This window comes from Peribacillus sp. NPDC096540 (genome assembly GCF_050278525.1).
Lineage (GTDB): Bacteria > Bacillota > Bacilli > Bacillales > DSM-1321 > Peribacillus.
This window is the reverse complement of record NZ_JBNNTG010000004.1, coordinates 60138-84484: the sequence shown is the minus strand read 5'-3', so window position 1 is coordinate 84484 and position 24347 is coordinate 60138. Positions and strand designations below refer to the sequence as shown.

Annotated in this window: 23 protein-coding genes; 1 reads left to right on the top strand and 22 read right to left on the bottom strand. The window is 37.6% G+C overall.

Going from position 1 to position 24347, the window contains the following annotated elements:
* Nucleotides 1–240 precede the first annotated feature (240 nt).
* The 5 genes from ACQKMR_RS05755 to ACQKMR_RS05735 form a co-directional block, all read right to left on the bottom strand.
* Nucleotides 241–2349, bottom strand: coding sequence for a sigma 54-interacting transcriptional regulator (locus ACQKMR_RS05755; RefSeq protein WP_427696426.1), 2109 nt, complete (start codon nucleotides 2347–2349; stop codon nucleotides 241–243).
* A 396-nt stretch (nucleotides 2350–2745) separates the two neighbouring features.
* Nucleotides 2746–4089: an APC family permease gene (locus ACQKMR_RS05750; RefSeq protein WP_427696425.1), complete on the bottom strand. Its 1344-nt coding sequence runs from the start codon at nucleotides 4087–4089 to the stop codon at nucleotides 2746–2748.
* Between the two features lie 466 nt (nucleotides 4090–4555).
* The gene (locus ACQKMR_RS05745) at nucleotides 4556–5608 is read right to left on the bottom strand and encodes an NAD(P)H-dependent glycerol-3-phosphate dehydrogenase (RefSeq protein WP_427696424.1); all 1053 of its coding nucleotides are present in this window, start codon (nucleotides 5606–5608) and stop codon (nucleotides 4556–4558) included.
* A 17-nt stretch (nucleotides 5609–5625) separates the two neighbouring features.
* Nucleotides 5626–6936 carry a ribosome biogenesis GTPase Der gene (der, locus tag ACQKMR_RS05740; protein WP_427696423.1) on the bottom strand — a complete coding sequence of 437 codons (1311 nt, stop codon included), beginning with the start codon at nucleotides 6934–6936 and terminating at the stop codon, nucleotides 5626–5628.
* A 539-nt stretch (nucleotides 6937–7475) separates the two neighbouring features.
* On the bottom strand, nucleotides 7476–8096 hold the full coding sequence (locus ACQKMR_RS05735; protein ID WP_427696422.1) for a YphA family membrane protein: 621 nt from the start codon (nucleotides 8094–8096) through the stop codon (nucleotides 7476–7478).
* A gap of 135 nt (nucleotides 8097–8231) precedes the next feature.
* On the opposite strand from ACQKMR_RS05735, the gene ACQKMR_RS05730 reads away from it, so the two are divergent.
* Nucleotides 8232–8363: a YpzI family protein gene (locus ACQKMR_RS05730; RefSeq protein ID WP_427696421.1), complete on the top strand. Its 132-nt coding sequence runs from the start codon at nucleotides 8232–8234 to the stop codon at nucleotides 8361–8363.
* Between the two features lie 55 nt (nucleotides 8364–8418).
* Here the strand turns inward: ACQKMR_RS05730 and fni are convergent, their stop codons facing one another.
* The 17 genes from fni to ACQKMR_RS05645 form a co-directional block, all read right to left on the bottom strand.
* Nucleotides 8419–9465, bottom strand: coding sequence for a type 2 isopentenyl-diphosphate Delta-isomerase (fni, locus tag ACQKMR_RS05725; RefSeq protein ID WP_427696420.1), 1047 nt, complete (start codon nucleotides 9463–9465; stop codon nucleotides 8419–8421).
* Nucleotides 9466–9484: 19 nt separating this feature from the next.
* Complete coding sequence (rpsA, locus tag ACQKMR_RS05720) at nucleotides 9485–10621, bottom strand: 30S ribosomal protein S1 (RefSeq protein ID WP_427696419.1); 1137 nt, start codon at nucleotides 10619–10621, stop codon at nucleotides 9485–9487.
* A 214-nt stretch (nucleotides 10622–10835) separates the two neighbouring features.
* A complete protein-coding gene (locus ACQKMR_RS05715; protein ID WP_427696590.1) occupies nucleotides 10836–11417 on the bottom strand; it encodes a lysophospholipid acyltransferase family protein in 582 nt (193 codons plus the stop codon).
* A gap of 2 nt (nucleotides 11418–11419) precedes the next feature.
* On the bottom strand, nucleotides 11420–12094 hold the full coding sequence (gene cmk, locus ACQKMR_RS05710) for a (d)CMP kinase (RefSeq protein WP_427696418.1): 675 nt from the start codon (nucleotides 12092–12094) through the stop codon (nucleotides 11420–11422).
* A 192-nt stretch (nucleotides 12095–12286) separates the two neighbouring features.
* On the bottom strand, nucleotides 12287–12472 hold the full coding sequence (locus tag ACQKMR_RS05705) for a YpfB family protein (RefSeq protein ID WP_427696417.1): 186 nt from the start codon (nucleotides 12470–12472) through the stop codon (nucleotides 12287–12289).
* Nucleotides 12473–12731: 259 nt separating this feature from the next.
* Nucleotides 12732–13145, bottom strand: coding sequence for a flagellar brake protein (locus tag ACQKMR_RS05700; RefSeq protein ID WP_427696416.1), 414 nt, complete (start codon nucleotides 13143–13145; stop codon nucleotides 12732–12734).
* 339 nt (nucleotides 13146–13484) lie between these two features.
* Nucleotides 13485–14840, bottom strand: a complete 1356-nt coding sequence (ypeB, locus tag ACQKMR_RS05695) for a germination protein YpeB (protein WP_427696415.1) — start codon at nucleotides 14838–14840, stop codon at nucleotides 13485–13487.
* 14 nt (nucleotides 14841–14854) lie between these two features.
* The gene (gene sleB, locus ACQKMR_RS05690) at nucleotides 14855–15721 is read right to left on the bottom strand and encodes a spore cortex-lytic enzyme (RefSeq protein ID WP_427696414.1); all 867 of its coding nucleotides are present in this window, start codon (nucleotides 15719–15721) and stop codon (nucleotides 14855–14857) included.
* 125 nt (nucleotides 15722–15846) lie between these two features.
* Entirely contained in the window at nucleotides 15847–16533 is a 687-nt protein-coding gene (gene prsW, locus ACQKMR_RS05685) for a glutamic-type intramembrane protease PrsW (protein WP_427696413.1), read from the bottom strand.
* Between the two features lie 115 nt (nucleotides 16534–16648).
* The gene (locus tag ACQKMR_RS05680; protein ID WP_427696412.1) at nucleotides 16649–17614 is read right to left on the bottom strand and encodes an asparaginase; all 966 of its coding nucleotides are present in this window, start codon (nucleotides 17612–17614) and stop codon (nucleotides 16649–16651) included.
* Nucleotides 17615–17636: 22 nt separating this feature from the next.
* Nucleotides 17637–18605, bottom strand: coding sequence for a YpdA family putative bacillithiol disulfide reductase (locus ACQKMR_RS05675; RefSeq protein WP_427696411.1), 969 nt, complete (start codon nucleotides 18603–18605; stop codon nucleotides 17637–17639).
* Nucleotides 18606–18755: 150 nt separating this feature from the next.
* Nucleotides 18756–20033, bottom strand: coding sequence for a Glu/Leu/Phe/Val family dehydrogenase (locus ACQKMR_RS05670; protein ID WP_427696410.1), 1278 nt, complete (start codon nucleotides 20031–20033; stop codon nucleotides 18756–18758).
* A 279-nt stretch (nucleotides 20034–20312) separates the two neighbouring features.
* Complete coding sequence (locus ACQKMR_RS05665; RefSeq protein WP_427696409.1) at nucleotides 20313–20888, bottom strand: genetic competence negative regulator; 576 nt, start codon at nucleotides 20886–20888, stop codon at nucleotides 20313–20315.
* 88 nt (nucleotides 20889–20976) lie between these two features.
* The gene (locus ACQKMR_RS05660; RefSeq protein ID WP_427696408.1) at nucleotides 20977–21867 is read right to left on the bottom strand and encodes a MerR family transcriptional regulator; all 891 of its coding nucleotides are present in this window, start codon (nucleotides 21865–21867) and stop codon (nucleotides 20977–20979) included.
* A 100-nt stretch (nucleotides 21868–21967) separates the two neighbouring features.
* Nucleotides 21968–22783: a metallophosphoesterase gene (locus ACQKMR_RS05655; RefSeq protein WP_427696407.1), complete on the bottom strand. Its 816-nt coding sequence runs from the start codon at nucleotides 22781–22783 to the stop codon at nucleotides 21968–21970.
* 97 nt (nucleotides 22784–22880) lie between these two features.
* A complete protein-coding gene (locus tag ACQKMR_RS05650) occupies nucleotides 22881–23339 on the bottom strand; it encodes a YpbF family protein (protein WP_427696406.1) in 459 nt (152 codons plus the stop codon).
* A 153-nt stretch (nucleotides 23340–23492) separates the two neighbouring features.
* Complete coding sequence (locus ACQKMR_RS05645) at nucleotides 23493–24344, bottom strand: LysM peptidoglycan-binding domain-containing protein (RefSeq protein ID WP_427696405.1); 852 nt, start codon at nucleotides 24342–24344, stop codon at nucleotides 23493–23495.
* Nucleotides 24345–24347: the final 3 nt, after the last annotated feature.

Here is a 24347-nt window from a genome sequence, read left to right as displayed (position 1 = left end):
ATAAAACTTTACTGTTTACCTCCCTTTTTGCTTATACATATATACAAGCAAGAACCATGCCAACATGTTTCATTGAGGATATAGCTATTTTTCTTTTAAAAATCTATAAAAACTATGCAAATATGCATAGCTTATTTTCTGATGCATACATCCCTTTTTAGAAGTCCTTCGAGAAGCTTTCCAATTACTACATAAAAAAAAAGCCGTTGTACAAGTTAAACACTTGTCAACAGCTTTCATTCAAAATAATACATTTTTTTCGCTTCTCTTATTTTGCTCTGCTAAGATTTTTTGATACTTTCTGCTCACTGACGATTGGCTGATCCCTAGCGCTTTTGCCGCTTTCGTCGTAGTTTTATATTGTTTCATTGCAAGCATGATCAATTGCTCTTCCACATAATCCTGTGCCTCTTGAAGAGGAAGAATTCTCGTTATGATTGGTTTTGTCTGTTTGAAGTCGCTGCCAACCGTAAGGAACTTCTGGATAAAGTCGGCATCAATCATTTCTTCATCCGCTGAGACAACCAATCTTTCAATCATGTTTTGCAATTCACGAATGTTACCCGGCCATGAATAGACCTCCAGAATATTTAGAGCATCAGGAGAAAAATGGTAATTCCGGTGATACCGCTCATTTAGCTTTTGTAGAAAATGAAAAGCTAGCGGCGGTATATCCTCCGGCCTTTCCCTTAAAGGCGGAACATGAATGGGAATGACGTTTAACCGATAGAACAAATCTTCTCTAAATGTCCCCATCTCGACCATTTTTTCCAGTCTCTTATTCGTGGCAGCAACAATTTGAACATCAATGGGTATAGGTGTAGTGCTACCAATCGGAATCACTTCCTGTTCCTGTAAAACACGAAGCAATTTCACTTGCAGGTGTATAGGCATATCTCCAACTTCATCGAGGAATAAAACGCCATTATTCGCCTGTTGAAAGTATCCTACCTTTCCATTTTTATCTGCGCCGGTAAATGATCCCTTCGTATAACCAAACAATTCACTTTCGAGTAAATTTTCCGGTATCGCTCCGCAATTTATTTTCAAGAAAGGTTGTTTGGAGCGTCTACCCATTTTATGGATTGCCTCGGCAATCACTTCTTTACCCACCCCAGACTCTCCATTGATTAACACGGTAGATGAAAAATGGGCAATTTTCTTCACTTGACTAATAATCTGCTCCATTTTAGGACTGGCGAAAATCAACTCTTTGTAAAATTGATCTTGTTTTTTGAACGAGTCAAGTTCTTTTCTCATTTCATTTAACTCTGATTTTAACTGAGTTGTTTCTGTAATATCCCTTGATGCAATGACAATTCGCTCAATGTCTCCTTTTTCATTGAACACAGGGGTTCCTACGGAAAGGACTTTCTTTTTCATTTTCGTATCTTGGACTATCGATACTTTCTTCTTTTGCTCAAGAACTAACCGGGTGACCGAAGGGTTAAATATCCCTTCATCCTCTATTTGCAAGAGGTTTTTCCCAATATAATCCTTTAAATCCATACCCCAGAATCCAGAAATGATGCTATCACTGTAGCGCAGCAGTTCCCCTTTTTGATTAACGACTAGAATTTCATCGTAGATATTTGCTAAAATGGCATTTAAATCCTTATTCGAACTTTTTATCAACTCTATTTCCATAGCCATTTCCTCAACCATTGGTAAGTCCTGAACGATGATAATAAGACCTTCCACTTCTTTTGTATGGTTTAGAATTGGGCTATAATCGACAAGCACACTCATTATATCCGTAATTTCCAGCTGATTGAGGATACTGCCTCCACTGGTAAACACACTATGTATATGCTGCTTATTAAAGATTGTCTCAGCAGGTTGATTAAGTACTTGTTCTGAAGGCTTCTTTATCATTTTCAAGCCTGATTCATTAAAGTTAACAATATTTCTGTCTTTATCAGCTACAAAGATCCCCATAGGAATGGATGTCAAAATAACTTTTAACAGATCTAAATTTTGTTTGCTGTCCTGCTTGAATAATTCAGCTAACACATCTTCTCTTTTAACATAGCCGGAAAGCATGCCTTCGTCCGTTTTTATCAATACGATAGGTTCACCGATAATTTGATAAAGAAGCGGCAGAGAGATGTTCGGAGGCAACTTACAGACATTATCAATTGAAAAGGCATACTGCACAAGCTGTTCGACTGTTAATGTTCTATCGTTTAACGGGAGGTCTTCCATGCGGATATAGGCAAACACTTGCTGTTCCTTCATCAGAAAAAAGAAAGGTTCCTGTATCTCATAAACTTTTTGAGCTGAAAATGTAGGTTGGTCAATTGTGATAGTTATGAATGGTCTAATTTTATCATCCGGTATGGATAGCACAGTTTCACTCTCCTTTTGTCACTAGCCTTTATTTTAACATATTTCTGAATTGCTAGATAAAAAATAAACAGTTCCTCCTGAACTCATCTTCAATATAACTGAATTTTTAAACATAAAAAAGGGCCCTCTATAGGACCCTTTTTACATAGAACGCTAATGCATCTCCAATTTGTTTTAAGCTGAGTTGTACACATTTTTCCTTTCTAATTTTCATGCTCTTTTTAGATTTTTCATTAGTATTGTTATGATCCGCTTCACTACTGAAAGGTTTAAATACTGAGCAAATGTGCTAAACACTCTTGCTAACGTCCTAAACGAAAAACCAAATAGAACAACAGGTATGAGCGTTAACGACATCTTTATCAGATATATGACACCTTTCTTGTACTGGTTTTTTTAGATTTTTTGAGCTTCTTCAAATTGAAATTGAGGAGGAGAATAGGTAAACCATTTCGTCCGATAAAGAAGATAACCAATACCGATTACCGCCCAAATAACCCCTAGAATCAGTGAACTCATTTCAAGATTAAGCCAGAGAATGAACACTGATGCTGCCCCTATTACCGGGGATAAGATATTACTTAGAAATCCTTTAACTGAACGATAGCTTTTATTTCTAATTGCATGGATGATTACACAAATATTTACGAAAGTGAAAGCAATTAAAGCCCCAAAATTAATCAGGGAAGCAGCTGTCACTAAATCAAGGAATAATGCCACCAGTGATATAGCCCCAACAAAGATGACATTGTAAAATGGTGTTTTATATTTAGGATGGACAAATCCAAAAAGTTTTTTCGGGATCATCTGGTCTCGACCCATAACATATAGCAGCCTTGAAACACTAGCATGTGATGCAAGACCTGAAGCAAGGGTACCAGATAATGTACCTGCAAGAAAGAACGCCTGAAAAAGTTTTCCTCCAACATAAAGGGCAATTTCAGGTGATGCCGCTTCCGGGTCAGCAAAACGGGAAACATCAGGGAAAAATAACTGTGTAAAAAAGGCAGCTGTCACAAATAAAATTCCGCCAATAAAAGCAGTTAAAAAAATGGCACGCGGAATTGTTTTGGATGGATTTGGTGTTTCTTCTGATAACGTAGTGACCGCATCAAATCCCAAGAAAGAGAAACATAGAATCGTTGCACCTGTTATGAGAGTGGACATTTCCATATGTGGCCCAATGAATGGCTGAATCGTGAAGACCTCTCCTGCTCCCTCACCACCTATAACTCCTTTAATAACCAGTACGACAAAAATGATAATGACTAGCATTTGAAAAAAAACAAGAAAGCTATTAAAGTTGGCAGCAAAGTTCACATTGAATAAGTTAATGACCGTCATTAAAAGAACAAAAGCAACCACCCATATCCATGGAGACACTTCAGGAAAAAGAGCAGTTAAATATATTTTTGTTAATACGGCATTCACCATTGGTAAAAATAAATAATCAAGCATCGATGACCAACCGACAAGAAAGCCTAAATGTGGATTAATCGTTTTTTGGGTGTAAGTATAGGACGAACCTGCCTGTGGGTAAACTTTTACCATTTTCCCGTAACTGGCAGCCGTAAAGAGCATCGCTAATAGAGCAATAACATAAGCTGTCGGTACATGGCCCCCTGTTTTTTCAGAAACAATCCCAAATGTATCAAAAACAACCATTGGGGTCATATATCCAACGCCGAGCAATACAATATGCCATAAGTTTAAAGACCTGTTGAGTTGACCTGTTTGCATTTATCATTCCCCTTCCTAATTATCTGTGTTCACGATTAAAAGTTAACCAACGTTTTTTAGGGCCTCCTTATTGCGAAATTTCTGAATATATTACACTACGCAATTTTCATACCAAAAAAAATAGTCGAAATTAGGCAAATAATAAGGGAATTAGTAGAAATTTCATGCAAACTTGAATAATCTATTCATTTATTCATAATTTGTAAAAATCAAATAAAAAAAACAATAAATAAGTATTTAAAATAAAAATAAAATTTGTAATAAACGAAATTGTACGTGATTTTGTGATTTATTCATAAAAAAAAGCAGAAGATATTAAGATATCTTCTGCCCATTTGACTAAATCCCCCGTGCCGAGGTCAAATTACTAGTTTACTTTCGTTGCATTGTATGCTGATACATTGCAAGGCGCATCCTCGAATGCCCATTTTAATGAAATTCTTTTATTGAAACTACAGATTTGAGGTTAATCCTGCTGTCTGCTATCCAAAATGTTAAAGAGTTCTTCCATTTCATTCGTTTTCGAACGATTCATCAAGAGATCAACTGCCTGTTTCACTTCTTCACCATTAAACAAGACATCGTACAAGGCTTCTGTAATCGGCATATTCACCTCGTACTTTTGAGCTAGTTGATAGGCAGCTTTAGTTGTTCTTACACCTTCAACAACCATCCCCATGTTTTCTAAAACTTCTTCAAGCTTTTGTCCTTTTCCAAGCATATTTCCTGCTCTCCAATTACGGGAGTGTACGCTTGTACAAGTTACAATTAAGTCACCAATACCCGCTAATCCTGAAAAAGTGAGTGGATTAGCGCCCATGGCTACACCTAGACGGGAGATTTCAGCCAATCCCCGTGTAATTAAGGCAGCCTTCGCATTATCCCCATAGCCTAACCCGTCCGTAATACCGGCAGCTAAAGCAATTATATTCTTTAAAGCTCCTCCGATTTCGACACCAATCAAATCTGGGTTTGTATACACACGGAAATTATGATTGATAAAGATGTCCTGAACCTTTTCTGCCGCATTCATATTTTTTGAAGAAACGGCAACAGTTGTTGGATGACGTAAACTGACTTCTTCAGCATGACTTGGCCCAGAAAGGACCACAATATCTTTAAGCCAATCTGTTGAAGATACTTCTTCAATCATTTCTGAAATACGAAGTAGCGAATCAGGCTCAATACCTTTACTTACATGAACAATTGTTAAAGGCTTATCATGAGCTGCCTCAATCTGACCAAGCACTTCACGATAGGCTTTCGTCGGCACAGCCAATATAATTATTTCAATTCCAACTAAAGCCTGCTCGATTGAAGAATATCCCTTAATTCCTAATGGAAGTTCAATTCCCGGCAAATATTTTTTATTAGTATGAGCTTGATTTATTTCATCAATTTGTTTCGGATTATGACCCCATAACCTTACTTCATGCTGATTATCAGCTAATACCATCGCTAAAGCAGTTCCCCAGCTCCCTGCACCAATAACTGCGATACTTTCTTTTGCGTTCACCATTGTACATACCGCCCTTTCTATTTTCTTTGGCGTCCAAAAATGCGTATCGGTGTTCCTTCAAATCCAAAGGCGTCCCGAATTCGATTTTCTAAAAATCTCTCATATGAGAAATGCATTAACTCTGGATCATTAACAAATACAACAAAAGTTGGCGGCTTAATGGCTACCTGGGTCGTATAGTAAATTTTCAAACGGTTCCCATTATGAGTTGGTGTCGGATTCATAGCCACTGCATCCATAACCACTTCATTCAATACATTTGTCTGAACACGGATAGCATGATTCTCACTAGCTTGATCAATGACTGGTATCAACGTATGTGTACGTTTTTTTGTTAGGGCAGAAAGATAAATGATCGGCGCATAATCTAAGAATAGGAAATGAGCACGAATCTTTTCTTCAAAGTCCTTCATGGTTTTTTCATCTTTCTCAATAGCATCCCATTTATTGACGACAATTATGACCGCTCTACCCGCTTCGTGGGCATATCCAGCAATTTTTTTATCCTGCTCACGGATACCTTCTTCCGCATTCAAGACGACAAGAACAACGTCCGAACGTTCAATTGCTCTCAATGCACGAAGTACACTATACTTTTCCGTACTTTCATACACTTTCCCTTTTTTTCTCATCCCTGCAGTATCAATAATGACATACTCTTTACCATTATATTTATACGGTGAGTCAATCGCGTCACGAGTCGTGCCTTCAATATCACTGACGATAACCCGATCTTCTCCTAGCAAGGCATTGACTAGTGATGATTTACCAACATTCGGTCGGCCAATTAAACTAAATTTAATAACATCATCGGCATAATCCTGACCACTGAATTTAGGGAAATGTTTTGCCGCTTCATCTAAAAGGTCTCCAAGACCAAGACCATGAGATCCAGAGATTGGGAATGGATCTCCAAAACCTAACGCGTAGAAATCATAGATTTGATCTCTCATTTCTGGGTTATCGACTTTATTGACCGCTAGAACGACAGGTTTTTTCGATTTAAAGAGTATTTTTGCAACCTCTTCATCTGCAGCTGTTACTCCTTCACGACCATTCGTCATAAAGATAATTACATCGGCTTCGTCTATGGCAATTTCCGCCTGCTGGCGAATTTGTTCGAGGAACGGCTCGTCACCGATATCGATCCCGCCTGTATCAATTATGTTAAAATCATGTGTCAACCATTCACCTGAACTATAAATTCTGTCTCTTGTTACTCCTGGAACGTCCTCCACTATTGAAACACGTTCTCCCACTATTCTATTAAAGATTGTCGATTTACCTACGTTCGGCCGACCGACTATCGCAATTACCGGTTTTGGCATTGCTATTCACCCTTTCTGCTACTATATCTCTGTCAAAGTCACGAAATTCATGAATGCATTTTTTTAGTATTGCGTCTGCATTGTTGATTTTCATTATTTCCTTTTCAAGGAAAAGGCTGCATCCACCATCATATAAAGGAAACTTCCATCAGTAAGAGAGTTCCCCACTGATAGTTAGTTAAACGTATCAAGTATTTACAGGCTGATTGTCCAATTCACTTCCCCTGTTCCTCAGGTGACATGAAGCTGAACTCTCAGCATGGTAAAACGTGATTAAAAACAGCCCAAAAAAATGAAGATAGCCGAAAAAAGCTTTCGGCATTCAGCTTCCTTTTTATTTGATTAGAGCATATTACGATTTATCTACAGACCTCTAACTATCCTATAGTAACAAATTTCTCGACAATCAACAATGTTTGTATGCATAAAAGCCTTCCGATTCCAATTAATTCCAAATACACTCTTGCTTATTGGATAAAACCGAGCATTTATCCTCATACCGTATATTCCGACTTTATTAATAGTTAAGTCAGAAATTTTCATTGATTAAAATTCCCTTTTCTCTGCTTTGATAAAAACCTCGATTGAGATGATAAAAAAATGTATCTACTCATAAGTTCCAATAGTCTCCAGACTATGTTCGCACTCAATATCAGTACTGCAGTATCATGCCATGCGTATGTTAGAGCTTCATAAGACAATGAATGATAGACAAGCAATCCCGAATAGACGAGGTCACCCATAATTAACCCAACTAATAGGACGAACAAGCGATGTTTCCAATTTTTAAAAAGTAATAGGATAAGATAATTCAGAAAAATACACAAAAGGTAAGAAGGTTTCATAATGAGCCAAATGGGATCAAGCATAGAAAATAACTGAAAACTAGCATAAGCAAGGGTGATGATAAGGCAACCGGTGATCAGCTCTATAATCTTGATGATTGATTGCTTCCTTATGTACACACAAAGTATAAAGATAAGATATAAACCGCTCATATGTATAGAAAGCAAGGAAACCTCCAGATTATATCCTGCTAAAACCATGACAGCTAACAGATGAAAAAGAAAATCAAAACGAAATGGAACCGTCTTTGGAATAAAATACATGACAATGACCCAAACTATCCATGACATCCAATAAAAAAAAATTCCATCCATGTAGCTTCCCCCTTTTAGGAAACATTATGGCTTGTTTATTTAAAGAATAAACGTAAAGCACAATTTTTAATGAGTTCTTGTAATACCTATACATAAAACTGTTCATTAAGTTATTTATAAAAAGGAGGTGTACTCATGGGTAAAGATCGTCAAGAAAAGAAATTGAAAGAAAGTAAACGGGTGGAATCTGATACAGACCAATCACTGGATAAAAAAGGAGCCACTATAATGGAAAGCCCGGAAGAGGCAAGAAAAAGAAACAGCTAAATAAAAAAAGAAGCATCCGATTGTCTTTGAACAATTAGAGATGCTTCTTTTTGTGTCATTTAGCATATGTCGAGCAATCAATACCTCTTTGAGTTAACCAATGATAGGTATTGCCAGCAATAACTATTTTTGATTTCCTTAATTCAGAAATATTAACAGCTCCAACGGCTGTCATAATGATTTTTAAATCTTCATGTATGTAGTTTATTTCTTTAATTAACTGTGCCAAGCCCAATTCTTTATGCAGTTTTAGGAAATGGCCTGCTAAACCTACACCTTTTGCTCCTAAGGCTAGGCTTTTTGTAATTTCTAAAGGACTTTGAATACCTCCTGATCCTATAACAGAGAGCGCAGGTGAAACATTTACCGCTTCTACTATTGAGGCAGCAGTTGGAATACCCCATTCATTAAAATAGCTGAGTATTTTCGCTCGTCTTTCATTTTCAATCTTCGCAAAATTCGTTCCGCCGAACCCGCCCACATCAATAATCGAAACTCCAACGGAAAGTAATTGTTCAACCGTTTCCTTACTCATTCCAAACCCGACTTCTTTTACAATCAATGGAACCCCAAGGCTTCTGTTGATTTCTTCAATACGTGATAATGTACCTGCAAAATTCCGATCTCCTTCAGGCATTGTTAGCTCTTGAATGACATTGAGATGAATCTGTAGAGCGTCAGCCTCAATCATATCGCTCGCTCGCTTTGCTTGCTCTACAGTTGCTTCACCTCCCAAATTTCCAATCAGTACTCCATTAGGATTCTCCTGTCTTGCTACTTTAAAGGATGCACGCTGACTGGAATCCTTTATGGCTGCCATTTGTGATCCAACTGCCATAGCAATTCCTGTTTCCCTTGCAGCAATGGCTAAATCCCCATTCAACTTTTCCGTTTCAGGACCACCGCCTCCGGTCATTGCATTTATAAAAATTGGCGAACTTAATTTAAGTCCGCCAATTTCTACTGTAAGGTCCACATTATTCAAAGAAATTCCTGGTAAGCTCTGGTGAATAAACGAAATATCTTCTAGTCCGGATTTACGCTGCTGACCTGTTTTTAATGCAAAATCTATATGCTCTAATTTTCGTTTTGCTCTCTCCAAGGCTATCACCATTATTTTCTTATTTTAGTTTTTTCAATTGATCACCAATCATTTCACCCAGCTGGAAGCCCTTTGTTTCTTCAGGGAGTTCATAATCTGATGTGTAATTGGACTGCGGATCTTCAAGTTCTTTGATACTCAATGATAAACGTTGTTCTTTTTCATTTACATCAAGAACTTTCACTTCGACAGACTGACCTTCTTTTAACACTTCCTGCGGTGTTGCTATATGTTTGTGTGAAATCTGCGAAATATGGACAAGCCCTTCTACTCCTGGGAAAATCTCCACGAATGCTCCGAAAGAAACAAGGCGTTTAACGATGCCTTTTTGTGTAGATCCTTTCGCGGCTTTATCAGAAATATCTGCCCAAGGCCCCGGAAGAGTATCCTTTATGGATAGTGAAATTCTTTCATTATCGCGGTCAATAGAAAGAACTTTCACCTGCACTTCATCGCCTTCGGTAACGACATCTGATGCCTTATCTACATGCTCATGAGAAAGCTGCGAAATATGGACAAGTCCGTCTACCCCTCCAATATCGACAAATGCACCAAAGTCGGTAATCCTTTGTACCGTTCCTTGGAGTATTTGCCCGCTTTCAATTCTATCAAGAACATTTGCTTTTTGTTTTTCTTTTAGATCTTGCACGACTGCCCGATGGGAGAGAATTAAACGATTCTTATCCTTCTCAAGCTCAACAATCTTGAATGTTAAAGTTTTGTTTTTGTAATCAGAAAAGTCTTCAACGAAGTAGTCTTCTACTAAAGAAGCTGGAACAAAACCACGTACGCCTAGATCTACAACAAGACCGCCTTTGACAACATCTTTTACTTCTGCCTCAAATACGTCTCCGTTTTCAAATTTTTGTTCCAGGTCATCCCATGCCTTTAACGCATCAATTTTACGTTTTGATAGAATAAGAGCTTCTTCTTCTACTTTAATAACTTCAAGCTCCAATATATCCCCCTCCGAAACGGCATCTGACGCCTTTTCGACATGAAGGCTGGACAGCTCACTGATTGGAATAATTCCATCTGACTTGCTGTTTTCTACATCTACAATAACCTGTTTTTCTTCTACCTTTGAAACGGTTGCTTTTACTTGATCCCCAACTTTGTAATTGTTCACTTCTACCTGATTCATATCTTCTGTCATTACTAACTCCTCCTTAACCCATGACTGATCAGCAAATTTCCTCTTCATCGGCCACATATTTTATTTAAAGTGGTTCAATAAAAACACTTTCCTAATAAAGATAAAAACAGCTTTTTTAGAGTAACAAGGTTTTTTCCCTTTTCATTCCTAAAACGGAACTATACCCCTATTTTATAAATTCTAACAAAATCATAAAATTGTCAAGTATGAAGGATTATTTATGCTCAGAAATCAATTTTCCGATTTGGTCCATAATAATCTTGGTTGCTTCATCGGCTGAAATCTTCTTTTCCCGATATTCAGTAAAATTTATTGGTGGACCATAAACCACTTTTAATGGACGCAAAAACTTATAGGGACCAATAATTGCACAAGGAATAATGACTGCATCAGAACGCAAAGCGAAAAATCCAGCTCCAGCCAAACCTTCTCCCAATTCACCTGTCTTACTTCTTGTCCCTTCCGGAAACAGTCCAAGCACCTTACCTTCTTTTAAAAGCTTTAAACCTTTTCTAAGAGATTCCCGATCGCTATTGCCCCGCTTTACGGGAAAGGCATTTACTCTAGGTAAAATACCCTTTAAAACCGGTGCATGAAACAACTCTTCCTTCGCCATGAAGTGAATATCCCTTGGAGAAGTTATGCCAACGATAGGCGGATCCAAATTATCAATGTGATTGGCACAAATCAATACCCCTCCATCTTTAGGGAAGTGTTCCTTCCCAAGAGTTTTAACCCTGTACGAAGGCATTAAAACGCTTTTTACGACGTTTTTGGCAAATGTGTAAAAATCCACTTTCATCTTTTCCTCTCTTCTATCAAAGACATGATACTTTCAGCCACTTCTTGAATCGATAATGAAGTCGTATCAATTTCTATTGCATCTGTTGCCTTTTTCAAGGGAGCTACTTCGCGTTCCGAGTCCAGCTTGTCCCTTGTTGCAATTTCTTCTCTTAACTTTTCAATATCGGATGGAAAACCTTTTAAAATATTTTCTTGATGTCTCCGCTGAGCTCGTTCATCTACAGAGGCAATTAGAAATACTTTTACTTCGGCATTAGGTAACACATGTGTCCCGATATCTCTTCCATCCATGACAACTCCACCATTTTCACCAAAATTCTGTTGCCTGCGCACCATTTCTTCTCGGATACTCCGGTGCTTCGCCACTTCTGATACAGATCCAGTCACTTCATTGTTTCTGATTTGGGCTGTAACGTTTTCATTATCCAAGAACACCAACTGCCCATTTTCACTCGGTCTTAATTCAATTTCTGTATTAATAAGAATCTCAAATAAAGCTTGTTCATCATTCAAAGGAACCTGATGATTCAGAGCTTTATAGGTTAAGGCCCTGTACATTGCACCTGTATCCACATATATGTAATTGAACTTTTCTGCAACAATTTTAGCAACCGTACTTTTTCCAGCAGCAGCTGGTCCATCGATTGCAACTGATAATTTTTTTTCCATAAATCCTCCCAAGAATCCTACAATCATGCTGATTATTTAATACCCTTTCATTTTATCACAATTAACGGAAAAATCATTAATAAAAGGGCGTGTACATCCAAAATCGCTTTTGTACACTTTCGATTTAAAAGGTCATTAATAGTTTCCTTCATGAAAAAAACTTCATACAAAAAAAAAGCGGATTGGCCGCTTTTATTTTGATATTCCATTGAAGGTTTCAATGATTTTCGTATAATTATTGCTATTGACACCTTCATACCTAGAGAGCTTAGTTAATTCGAAGATATGATTCTCCCTGCTCAAAAGGAACTGAAAAAAGAACAAACAGACCAGTTGGATAATAATGACTTTAATTAACAGCCTTTCAAATGTTTTCATAAGCTGCTCCTTCCATACTGATTATCTTATCAGTATGGAAAGAATCGCTGTTTTTCATTCAATCAGTCAAACATACAACCCTTTTTTCTTTGGCTGTGTTAAACTTGCCTGTTGATTTCCGCCACAGGCAATTCGCTTTCCGCGGGCAGTCGGGTAGCCTCCTCGGCGCAGAGCGCCTGTGAGGTCTCCCCCTGACCTGCTACTCCCGCAGGAGTCTCGTGCCTTCCGCTCCAATCAACATAGTTTGAAAAATCAACAATTATGTTTTCATAGCCTTTTTTTTAAAATCCACCTGCTTTTCAAAAATAAATCTTATTAATGTTTGAACATCATTTTTGGTCGAATCAATGAATTGTATGTGCAGTAGCAAATTACCATGTTCTTTCTCCGTTACTCGAATGACTCGACTTTTTAACTGCAAGTAATGGATTTGCCCTGATTTTAGAGTAAGAGCTATCCACAGATATAATTGTGAAACCGATCCTATATTTGCACCTTTTAAAAGCCTGATAGAAGCTCCGCCGGCACTGATGTCCTCAGTAAGTGCACGAAATGGAGTAAACTCAAAACATTCGGGATGGGTGGCTGTATCAAGCGTTACATCCAGACGAACGTAATGCCTTCTTTGAATCTTCACAAATGTTTCTACATCCGGCAAAAATAGTTGAATCATCGATATTGTCCTAATTAGAAAATGTAACGTTCACTTGAGTTCCGTCCACAAGAAAATGCAATTTTTCCAGTCGCTAAATTGATGGGAAAGTTTATATAAACACCCAGCTTCCATTTCTACAACCATACATTTGATCTTATCATTTTGAGAAGAATATTTTTGTTCCAGCATTAATATATCACCACGTCCTTCGCATTCTATGATAGCCACTAAAGAAGGAGATAGCATAAAATTTTTCCATATAATCCATAAATAGTTTATATTCTTATGTCATGAAATAAGAAAAAGGGAAAGTGACTAGGCACATTCCCCTATGATAGTAAGTGAATTATAAAAGAATTACATAAGATTTTCGTATATCGGCTCGGAATTTTTTAATTTTTCCACCTTTTCTTCTTGGCCGTTATCAGCATTAATGAAAATACGGTATGTATCTTCTTTGATGGTACCAAGAAATTCATAACAGAGTACTTCTTCGCCAATATCATTAATGATTAACGCTTTCCCTTGATCCATTATTTTAACATTTAGGTTAATCTTTTTCTTTGCTTCTTCCTCAGAAATTTTTGGGTTTCCAATTTCCCTAACCTTATGTGATTTTAAATACTCGTCCGCTGAAAATCCTATAACAGATCCATCATCCAATGCTATTTTAACCTTGACAGAATCCGGATAAATCTTGACTCCATCTACTGATGTCACGAAATTTAACAGAGCGATATTATCGTATTGCGCACTTTCAAACAATTCAAGTGAACTGAAATCATGTTCTTTTAAAAAATCTGCGGCTTTAGTATATGCCTGATTCAAATCAATATTTGTTTTGTTAACGTCCCTATTATTGATATACCAAATTGGATAACCGCCTTTTTTTGTCAAATCCATATTCACTTCGTTATCGGTATCCTTATTAAGAATGCTTACACTGTAAAATCCGTAATCGGATCCTTTGCCGTTTTCTTCAACATTCACCTTCAAATTGCCGTTTTTAATATGCGCATATCTTTTTGCAACAGCAACAGCGTCTTCTTTTGAAAAGACTTTACCTTCTAAATTTTTGTAATTTTCCTCCTTCTGTTGTGCAGAAGTAAAAGTCGGATTCATCTCATTTGTTTCCCCATATCCAGATACTTTTTTCTCTACCGTTTTTAATCCGTCGATGATCGTGTTATCCGAATTTTCTTTTCCTGATGCAAGAGCCATTTCGACATCCATCCAGCGTAAATTGTTTTTAAGGACTAGATATTGCACTTTTCTTAACTCGCCCTGTATGTCACCTGCCTGTGTGTACAAGGATTGTAAAGTTGAATATTCCTTATCATTCAATGGTTCTTTTTCAAGGTCACGTACAGCTGTTTTATAACTAAAGTCTGCAATTTTAGATAAAAATTCTTCCGTTTTATTGAATGGGAGCAGAGTCAACGGCAGCTGTCCAACATCACTTTGGGCTTCGGAAGTGATACGCCATACATCGGTTAAGGCCGGACTTAATGAATATCGAGAATTCATAGCCAATGTGCTGCCGACTTTATCATGCAATAAGTCCACTTGATAGCTTAAATCATGAAAGGCTCGCTGATACGTGTTTTCCGCATTGATTAATACAGCATTTTTTTCCTTATGTTCTTGATAGCCCCAGAATGCGGTTCCTGCAACGACTACAACAAGCAGGACAATCACTATATTCCTAATCATTTCCCTTCACCTCTTTACTTACAAAAGATATGTTTTCCGATTCTTTTAATTTGTGCTCTTGACCAGATCCACTTGCTTGTTGCCGTATCGGGATTAAAGTAATATTCTGCATTACCGCTTGGATCCCAACCATTGATAGCATCCACGACGGCTTCTTTTGCCCTTTCGTTCGGTGTCAGCCAAATCTGTCCATCCGCAACAGCCGTAAAGGCCCCAGGTTCAAAAATCACTCCCGAAATGGTATTAGGAAAAGATACACTCTCCACCCTATTTAAAATAACCGCTGCAACAGCAACTTGACCGGTATATGGTTCCCCCCGTGCCTCGCCATAAACAGCATTGGCCATCAGTTGTATATCATTCTGAGAGTATCCGCCCGGAAGGTTCGCTGCTGTAGCAGTTTTGGAGGGTGTTTTACCGGATGGAGCTTTACCGGATGGAGCTTTACCTCCACTTGGCTTAGTTCCTGATGTATTCCCCTTCACTTTTACCTGCTTTTCAATATCTACTCCTCCATAATACGTAAACTCGTTACCTTTATTAATCTGTCCGTGAACAAATTCCCTGTTAAAGTTTGAGGCATTTGCCAACTTCTGTTTTGTCGAGGTCCCGGCAAGGCCATCGATTGGAAGTCCGAAATCTTGTTGAAAGTTTCGAAGTGCCCAATAAGTACCCCAGCCATAGACTCCATCAATCTTTCCTTGATAGTATCCAATGTTTTGTAACCGTGCCTGAAGTTCAATTACATCATCACCAACCGCGCCTTTTTGAATAACTTGGCTCGAAAAGGCATTTGTTCTTGTTTCCGGGAAAATTCCGAAACAAATCGTTATACACGAAAACAGCAAAAGCCATTTCCATTTTGACGAAATTCCTTTCATCAAAAACACTCCTCTTTTTCTTGAATTAATGTAATTCTATTTTCTTCTTAACTGGCTTTTTTATTCCAAAACAATAAAAAACGGAGCGGGCAAAATATGCCAGCACTCCGTCATAGAAATACATATTACTTACTAAGAAAATGTTTTTGAGAAAGTTTTTCTACATGAAACTCTGACAATAAACGAGCTTTTTTTACCTTTTTCATACCTAACCACCATAAATAAATCATAAATGGCAAGATAAAATATACCCAAAATTTTTGTGATATTAAAATATAATCATAAACCCCATGTAGCAAGATTGGTATGACAAGTGCCAAGAATAAATAGAACCTATTATTCGAAGGAGAAAATTTAGCCTTGCCCAAATAGTAACCCATGATTACACCGAATAAAGCGTGACTTGATACAGGGAGAATAGCTCTGATAAAAGCATGTTCTACTCCATTGGCCAGCAAATACAATATATTTTCCATTGTAGCAAACCCTAGGGATACCGCTGCACCATAGACGATTCCATCATATGGCTCATCAAAGGCTATATGATGATATATTACATAAATGAGTATGAACCACTTAAAAAATTCTTCAAGCAATGCAGCCCATAAAAAAGCATTAGCAAAATCGGTATTTAAAATATGTTCCGTTTCAAGCACATATTGGATAAACATAATCGGCAGAACTAGGAAGACACCGAAGAGAAAAGTTTTGATGACAACCGAAATTGGTTCGGTTTCATATTGATCTTTCAAATAGAAATAGCTGAGTAGCGCCAACCCTGGCGCAATAGCTGCTGACAACATGACCAGCATGAGCTGACCCTCTTTTCCTTTTCTTTTTCTTTTTCTTTTTCTTTTTCTTAATCGTACCATGGAATGAAGAAAAACTAAATCTAAGAATCAAAGTCTTTCTACATTTTTTAATCCCTCAGTACTTAAAGAATTTTTCATCTACGGTGTGTTCACTGGCCAGAACGACTGCTAACTTAATTCTAGCTTTCTTGCTGTCATAATCAGCTCCTAATATTACTCCACGTTGCTTTAGATCAAATGCGCTACCTTCATAATCATAAGCAGGATATACTTTTCCTTCTTCCGCACTTGTTGTCATGACGATAGTAACACCATTATCGATTGCCTCTTGGATGGAAGGAATCATTTCCGGAGTAACCTGCCCTCTTCCAACACCTTCGAGCACGATACCCTTAGCGCCTTTTTTGACCGAAGCTTCTATAAAAAGGCCATCAGCGCCAGTATGGCACTTGATGATATCCACTCTAGGGATACGATGATGGATATCAAAGCACTCCCGATGTAGTGGTTTTTGATATATGCTAACAATATCGTTATCAATAATTCCTAAATACCCATAGCCAAAAGATTCAAATCCTTGCAAATTGGAAGCATGTACTTTTTTTACATATTTTGCTGAATAGATTCTTTCATTAAAAACAACAACCACACCAACGTCATGAAGCAAATCACTCGCGGCACATAATATTGAATTTCTTAAATTCGAATACACATCAGTTCCTACATCTTTAGGAGATCGCTGAGAACCGGTTAAAACAATTGGGCGTTGATCCTTAATGGTAACATCCAAGAAATAAGCCGTTTCTTCTAATGTATCCGTACCGTGTGTTACGACAATCCCAGTAACATCTGGATCCTCTAATTCTTTTTGAATTGCAAATTTAAGTTTTTCCATTTTCCCAAAACCCATGGACATACTAGAAATCTGGAAAAGGTCTACAACTTTCATTTCAATTTGGTTTGGTAGTTTGCAAAGTGATGCTAATTCCTTCCCACTTAATGCACCAGAAGCCAACATACCATTCGTGGTTTCTTTACTGGCAATTGTTCCACCTGTTGTTATTAATGATATTTTCTCCATACTTTCAGCTCCTGTAAAAAAATCACTTTTCCTTAACAGCCAAATGGTATGCAATCAAGCCTCCATGAAACCGACCATTTTCAATGAAGATTTCATTCGCATTATTTCCGGCTGCTAGAACTCCAGCAATATAGATACCTTCAATGTTCGTCTCCATCGTTACCTCATTATAAGTAGGCCTTCCTGTTTCCTTGTCAATTTTGATGCCCATTGATTCTAAAAATGTATGATCAGGATGATATCCAGTCATTGCAAACACAAAATCATTTTTAATAACCTTTTCCTCGTTACCTACGTGATAAATGACACTCTCCTCAGTGATCTCGTCAATAACCGCATTAAATTCCATCATAATTGTCCCATTACGGACTAATGATTCAAATTCAGGGAGAATCCATGGTTTAATTTTTGAAGAGAATTCTGAGCCTCTATACAGGACTGTAACTCTTGCCCCTGACTTGACCAATTCCAGCGCTGCATCTACACTTGAGTTTTTACCACCGATGACTGTAACATCACAATTAAAATACGGATGACCCTCCTTGAAATAATGAAACACTTTAGGAAGCTGCTCACCGGGAATACACATATAATTAGGATGATCATAATAACCGGTCGATACGATGACTCTCAAAGCTGTATAGTTGCCTTTTGATGTCCGGACTAAAAATTTTCCATTATCCTGTTTTTCCACTTTTTCAACTCTTTCGAACTTATTCACTCGCAGTTCTTTCCTTCTAACTACCTCCCTATAATAGGCAAGTGCTTGATTTCGGACAGGCTTACGGTTTTCCGTGATAAAAGCCGTGTCACCAATCTCCAATTTTTCACTTGAACTAAAAAAGGTTTGATGTGTTGGATACCGATATATGGAATCGACCACATTGCCTTTTTCAATAATTAGAGACTGTATCCCCACTTCCTTCAGGGCAATTGCAGCAGCCAATCCACATGGACCTCCACCTATGATAATTACTTCTTCAAAATTCATTCTATTCCACTGCCTTCCTACACACTATGTAATTCGTTTTTCTAAAAAAAATAAAAACTCCTATCAATACATGATAGGAGTTTTTACAAATCTTTTCAATGATAATGCAATGAACGCAATTATTCGTATACAATCCAAGCTTTGAACCTATTAGATCCAACCACGGAAACGTGAAGCTTCAGCCATTTTTCTTACACCAATCATATAAGCGGCAAGACGCATATCAACACGTCTGGATTGTGCAAGCTCGTAAATATTGTTAAAAGATTTCACAAGGATCTTTTCAAGCTTTTCGTCCACTTCTTCTTCAGACCAGTAATATCCTTGATTATTTTGTACCCATTCGAAGTAAGAAACGGTAACTCCGCCAGCAGAAGCCAGGACATCAGGAACAAGTAATATGCCACGATCCGTTAAGATTTGTGTCGCTTCAATTGTTGTTGGACCATTTGCTGCCTCGACAACGATCGAAGCTTTAATATCTGCAGCATTTTCTTCAGTAATTTGATTTTCAATAGCAGCCGGAACTAAAATATCGCAATCCAATTCAAGCAGCTCTTTATTTGAGATTGTGCTTTTAAACAATTTAGTAACTGTTCCGAAACTGTCTCTACGATCTAGAAGATAGTCAATATCCAAACCTTCAGGATCATGCAGTGCACCATATGCGTCTGAAATCCCAATCACCTTAGCACCTGCATCATGCATGAATTTAGCTAAGAAACTACCAGCGTTACCAAATCCTTGAATAACAACTCGTGCTCCTTTAATATCAATTCCACGCTTCTTCGCAGCTTCATTTATACAGATAGTTACACCTTTTGCTGTTGCAGACTCACGGCCATGAGAGCCACCTAGTACAAGCGGTTTACCCGTAATGAATCCTGGTGAGTTGAATTCATCCATACGGCTGTATTCATCCATCATCCACGCCATGATCTGGGAATTAGTAAATACATCAGGTGCCGGGATATCTTTTGTCGGTCCTACGATTTGGCTGATAGCACGGACATAGCCCCGGCTTAGTCTTTCCAGCTCGCGGAAGGACATATTACGAGGATCACAAACGATTCCGCCTTTACCTCCGCCATAAGGCAAATCAACGATACCACATTTCAAACTCATCCAAATGGACAATGCCTTTACTTCTCGTTCAGTCACATTTGGGTGAAAACGGATGCCACCTTTTGTTGGTCCAACAGCATCGTTATGCTGTGCCCTGTAACCCGTGAAAATTTTAACCGAACCATCATCCATACGTACTGGCATCTTCACGGTTAATAAACGTAAAGGTTCCTTTAACAGCTCGTATACCTCTTCAGGATATCCCAGCTTGTCTAACGCTTTATGTATAACAGTCTGGGTAGACTTCAACACGTCGTGTTTTTCTTCCTCATTTACATGGCCATTACCTTTTGCCGATTCCATCAATAGTACCTCCTAAAAAATCTCATACAAATATTAATTATTATTTACAAATAGTCCTCTTCAAGTGCTAGTATACACCTTCATTATATTTATGCAAGAGTTAAAATGGGAATTTAAAAGTTGGAAATATTCTAAAAATGAAAACGTTATCATACCAACTGTTTTCTTCCTCTTTTTCCTATACATATTTTATCTTAAACAGGGAATTTGAGACGGATAAGGCAAACCGAATTGGGATGGTCAATATTTGTCTGCCCTGCCTGCCTCCCTCTTTTACAACTAATTAAAGTGTGAGATTAATACACGTATGGCTTCTTTCTCGATTATGCATGTTCCATATTCATTGATGCGGTATAGCGTAAGAGTTGAAGCACGGCCATACTCAGCCGCTAAGGAGATAACCGTATCATAAGTCGTATCTTTGACATTCTCAATCAGCAAATAGTATCTTCCCTCATAATGATAAAGAGTGCTTTTAAGCAAGCCTTGATATGACAATCTATGAGATAATTGAACGATATCTTCAAACTCATTGAAAACATACAGAATATGGGGGAATTCATCAATTTTCACTTGCAAATCCAGGAACTCTTCTTCTTCTGTTAATAACTCTTCTTCTTCCTTCGTTACAATGATTATCAACCCCTGAGCAGGCAGGGAAAAAATCTCGATTGCAATGGAACCACTCATTTTAAAGCTGAGTTCTTCACACGCTTCCTCCACCATATCCTGAAATAACTTGTGGACTTTTAAAGAATTCCCTAAAATATCTTCTTTTGTTATGCCTCTATCAATTAAATCATCAAGGGTCAAAAAAATCTTGATTTTATTATTAGTTAATCGCTCCAGCTTCATAAAAAAATGCCCCCTGGTTACCATCTTCATACATCATATGAAGCCTTGGTCTCAGGGTGCATATCCATTATTCACCAAACAATAACCACTAAATTTTCAACCATTCCTCCCAATCTGATTGAGAGCCCCCGATTAAAACTCTGCTGAAGGAGGTTTTGATTTCATCTGATACATGGTTCAGTGCCGTTCCTCCAAGACCAACCTTCAAATCAGGAAAATCCCGGCTTAATTCTTCGACAAGTCTTAAGGTTCCTGCGAGGTTTTCATTAAGTGAACAAGACATAAATAAGTAGGATGGTCTTATTATTTTTAAAACGGTAAAAAGATCTTTGTCGGCGATGGATTCTCCTAAATAAACCGTTTCATATCCTTTTCGCTTTAATAAGATTGTAAAAATCAACAGGCCCAATTCATGTTTTTCACCAGGGGCACAAACAGTAAGAGCTTTAGGAAGGAATTCACTTGTTGGAATCGTATGCATTACGGAACTAATTCTGGACTTTAGAATGTTAGATGCAAAATGTTCATGAGCAGAAGTAATTTCTCCTTTTTCCCACTTATCGCCAATCTGAACAAGTATGGCACCAATCATATCAACTACAGTATGTTCAATTGTATACATACTAAAAGCTTGGCTGATCAGCATTTGAGCTTTATTTTCATTGAAGCTTATTAGAGCTTCAAGTAGTTCATCGGCTAACTTTATAGATTGCTCATTATTTCTTTTTGCTTCAGGAACATCAGTCGAGACAGTGCTGGTTTCGAGCAGTGAAACGGCCTGACTGATTGTAAAGCCCTGATCTGTTTTATTGATTAGCCATTTGAGGATTTGAAGATGTTTCTCTGTATACAGCCGGTGACCAGAATCATTTCTGACAGGTTCAATAAATTGATAGCGCCTTTCCCATGCTCTCAATGTACCCGACTGAATGCCTAGCAGTTTAGAAACTGCCTTAATATTATATTTACCTTCTTGCATGGTTTTACAAAGCCTCCAATAACTGAACATTCATTTGTTGAAATTATAGTGGATTCTTTCAACTCTGTAAAATTTCGATATGCTTGTTTACGAAGGCAGATTAATAGGTCTTTACCACGGCTTTGCCAATTTGCGTATGTTCTCCTCTTTTCAGCGTAAAAAGGTGAGTTTCTGGCTTCGCTTCAAGTCTTAATGGCACTGCGCTTGTCCCATAACCATTACTCGTCATGTACAAGCAGTCACCCTCTTTTTTTATACTACCGATCTGATATGGCCCAAGCCCGAATATCCGAATCTGTCCTCCATGGGTGTGACCTGATAGGACAAGTCTTATATGATGTTCTGGTGTTAATTGTTTTCTAACTAGCGGGTTATGACTGACCAAAATCCGGAATGGCTCGTTCTCGCAATCTGATAGAGCAAGGTCAAGCCTATCTCTTTCTACTGCTATATCATCAATACCTAAGAGAGCAAATTTCTCCCCTTTTTGGGACTCAAAAGAAACGGCTGTATTATCCAATATTTTCACACCATGCTTCAGAAGTGATGCATCTAGCTCATGAAAGTCTCCTTCGTAATCATTATTTCCCCAAACAAAATAAAGGGGACCAAGTACTTTTAACTTCAAAATATTTTGTTCAACCCTCTCCAGAGGAACCCCACTTTCTCTGATATCACCACCGATAATTACCATATCTGCTTTACCGCGGGCTTCCTCAATCAATTTATCCGACACGATCCGTCGATGAAGATCAGATATAAAAAAAATCCGAACATCGCCAAATCCTTCAGGAAAGTCGTTGAAATATAAGTCTTGAAAAATTATCCTATCCTGATTTGCCGTACGCCACATATGTATAACAGTAGCAAATAACAGCAGAATTAAGCCTAAAAATAATCCATATACCAATAACATCTTCCGTTAAACCTTCTTTCTCTACAAATGGCAAGAGTTACCTTCATATAACCATAAAACCATATTACCCGCAATTAAATATTCTTAACGGGAATAATCATTTATTTTCATGATATAAGTTTATATCATAGTTCTTCTTCATCATTTCAAAAACCTTATGTCGACTTTTCCATTCATCCTCTTTTTCCCACAGCTGCTTACTTTTATTAATGATCTCGCAACGAAGCAACTGAAACTCCTTCTCAGCTTTATCAAGCTTCTTTTTAATTAATATCATATATCCATATAGCCCTATTGCTGCTGCTAAAAAAAGAAAATGACTGAAATGGTCAACAAAAACACTAAACATCTTGAAAAAGGAATAGGAATAAGGGACTACAATATAAAAATAAAGATAAACCAAAAAAAGAGCAGCAATAATCATTGTTGCCCATAAACTATGAAGATGTTTCTTTTTAAGAGCCTCGAACTTTTTTTTTCGATCCACAACGTTCTGCAGCATTTGTTTTGTAGCTTGATCCGTTTTTTCATCCAATAAAATAATTGTCGGTTCCATTTTCTTTCCCCCTCATAACTACCCTTGAAGTCATAATATGAGATTGTCCAGAAAAAAATGATAAATAACTAGGCATGATTAGCTTCTTTGCGGAACAAAGAAAATCTGTATAAAAGTAAAAGCACTCTGCCTCAATAGGCAGAGTGTTCATTATTATTTCTTTATTGGAATTTTTAAAACCTGACCCTTGGAAATTTCATTGCCATTCAGGCCGTTCCACTCCTTAATTAGAGCAATTCCTTCCTGTGATTTGTAGTAATTCATGGAAATTCGGAATAATGTTTCTTCCGCTTTAACAGTATGTAAGACAACCTTATATTCATCCTTATTTGGCTTGACTGCCAGTGCTCTTTCCGCTGTTTTTTTGTCTTCTGCTGCTTCTTTCTTAGCTTTTTCTTCAGCTATTTGTTTTGCCTTGGCTTTTTCTTTAGCTTCTTGCTGTGCTTTTTCTTCAGCTATTTGTTTTGCCTTGGCTTTTTCTTCAGCTTCTTGCTGTGCTTTTTCTTCAGCTATTTGCTTTGCCTTTGCCTTTTCTTCAGCTTCTTGCTGTGCTTTTTCTTTTTCTTCTGCCTTTTTCTTCGCTTGTTCCTTTTCTTCAGCATTCTGCTTTTCTTTCTTCTTCTCTGCTTCAGACTTAGGAGAATTTTTTTCTTCTTTCTCTAAATCATTATCCTTTAAATCATCTGCAGTTGCTGTAGTTGGTATCGTTTCTTTACCAGCGTCTTCACTATTATTATAGTTCACTACCTGATCACTTCTTGTATCATGTTCAGGTCTTTCTTGAAGATATGTATAAAGGCTGTAAATTCCAAATGGAAGCAAGATAAAAAACAACGATAATAACTTAATCATCGGAAACTTAATCTTTACTTTACTTTTTTTCTTTTTATTTTGATGGATTTGGCTACGCTTTGGCAGAGATGACTTCGATTTCTGACGTTCGACTCGCGTCCCAAGTTCACCAGCCTGATCTTTGTCTTTCCCACTCTTTTTTACATCATTCATATA